This window comes from Bacillus sp. OTU530, from assembly GCF_038440375.1.
This window is the reverse complement of record NZ_JASATP010000111.1, coordinates 1-1,928: the sequence shown is the minus strand read 5'-3', so window position 1 is coordinate 1,928 and position 1,928 is coordinate 1. Positions and strand designations below refer to the sequence as shown.

At 40.9% G+C, this 1,928-nt stretch carries 1 protein-coding gene; it reads right to left on the bottom strand.

Features of this window, described 5'->3' with window-relative positions:
- Positions 1-1,046 precede the first annotated feature (1,046 nt).
- On the bottom strand, positions 1,047-1,928 hold an 882-nt coding region (locus tag AAHB12_RS31010; RefSeq protein ID WP_342048920.1), incomplete at its 5' end, for a GerAB/ArcD/ProY family transporter.

Here is a 1,928-nt window from a genome sequence, read left to right as displayed (position 1 = left end):
ACATGAAGCAGTGATGCAGTGTGTCTTATAGGAATAAGAGTGTTCAGGTAGTATCCATGTACAGCACAAATTTAAATTAAAACATCCTTTAGGAAAGACTATGGTTTTAGTCTGGCTGGCACCTAGGGATTTCCTTCCATGAATAGGGTAAGGCTTGTAGTGCGGGAGACTAAAATGCACATATGCATAAAAGGCTATTGGAATGGTTTTGTTGAGTAGTTGATAGGTTCAAAGAGTATTATTTACACTGTAAGAAAGTATAAATTTCCAGCCGGAAGCCAATTCGACGTAGTCGGAAATTTTAGGAATACAGTATAAGTGCAACTACGCCTTTGTCTTCATCCCAAGGCAAGGCTCGCCAATTGGCGAGTTTTCTTTAACTGCAGAAGGCTCAATTTTCGAAAAAACATGTTTATAAGTACACTTGTAATAATGTACTTATGAACAAATCCTGCTGCAAATGTGTACCACATTCCACATGGTGACTACATGCACGAGGGTGATTGTCTGGGTTTTGCTGGGCATGGCCCTTCCTTACCAATGGTTAGACGAAGGAGAATAGGGAATTGCTAGGGAACCGCACAAGTGTCCAGAAGAATATCTATCTACAAAGAAAACTATTCTCATCCATAAAAACCACAAAGAGTAGACATTGAATTGCCACTAAAACCTTAATTGATATAGAAATGCTCCAAGGAATATCACTATTATGCACATGTGTTCTACGATTCGTAGTTTACTGAAATGATATGGTGCACTCGTAAAAGATTTCTGTATAAACTGCCTTTTGCAAGCAGTGATTAAGGACGTATTTATTGCGCATAACCACCCAACTAGCCATGAGACTCCTTGGTATCGACAAAGCGTCGTTCTATCGTCGAAAGCGGACTTTGTACAGAAGTCTCCCAGCTGGTGTTCTTTTATTGCTTCGTGCTTGGTCTTTGGATATCTCCCCAATATGCTGGGTCACTACGCACTGTTTTTGTTTAGAAGGATAGTGCCACATCGCCAGCAAGCTAGTGGTATGCGTCAGAACCCTAATAGTGTCACTCTCTATTTTTTCTTAAAATGGCGGTCAATGTAAGAATGAGTAAAGGCAGTATGTAAGATAAAGCTTTCCATAAGGGCTCGATTATCGTCACGGCGTTTACCCACCGGGCTTGCCCTAAAGATATTTGAATCATAGAAAAAAGAAAGCAGACTAGTGTAAGCGGAAAGATCAGAATCCGATTGTCTTTAAGTTTGAATAAATATGTAATCGTTATATTTAGAATGTATAACGATATAGCAGCCTTCAAGTAGTTACTGATGACAAGGGAGTAGCCCACGATCGACTCAACTCTTTGAACCACTTCATACAAATCAATTGTACGGGCTACCTCAAACATCGAGTAAGCCCGTTCACCGGCGATCGGCCCAAAGGTCATAAGTGTGCTAAGCGTGACAATAATTATTATAAGATGATTAACAATCAGAGCAAGAAACATCCCCTTTTTCAGAAGGTGATGTTCTTCACGGCGTACGTAAGGCAATAACATCGTAAAAAGAACGAGCTCTGAGATTGGAACACCATAGTAGAAATAAGTGCCCAAAAGAACTGGTTTGAAGCCGTCCGGCAGAACGGGGACGAGGTATTTAGGATGGTAATTGGCGCTCGCTAAAAAGACAATGACCATTACAGATAAGATGACAGTCATCATGAGCATCGCAAACATCCGTGAGAAATTTTCTATACCCGAACGAACCGTCAACGCAACAACAAGAAAAATCAATAGATTAAAAACGTATAGAGGTGTCTCCCGCATCATCGAAGTGGTCATAAATAAACCGACATCCAGCACGATTCCAGAGGTACTGTGCAGCTGCATGAAAATAAAGGGAACCGCAAAAATCAGTGTCAGCCATTTCCCCACCAGTTTTCGGCTATA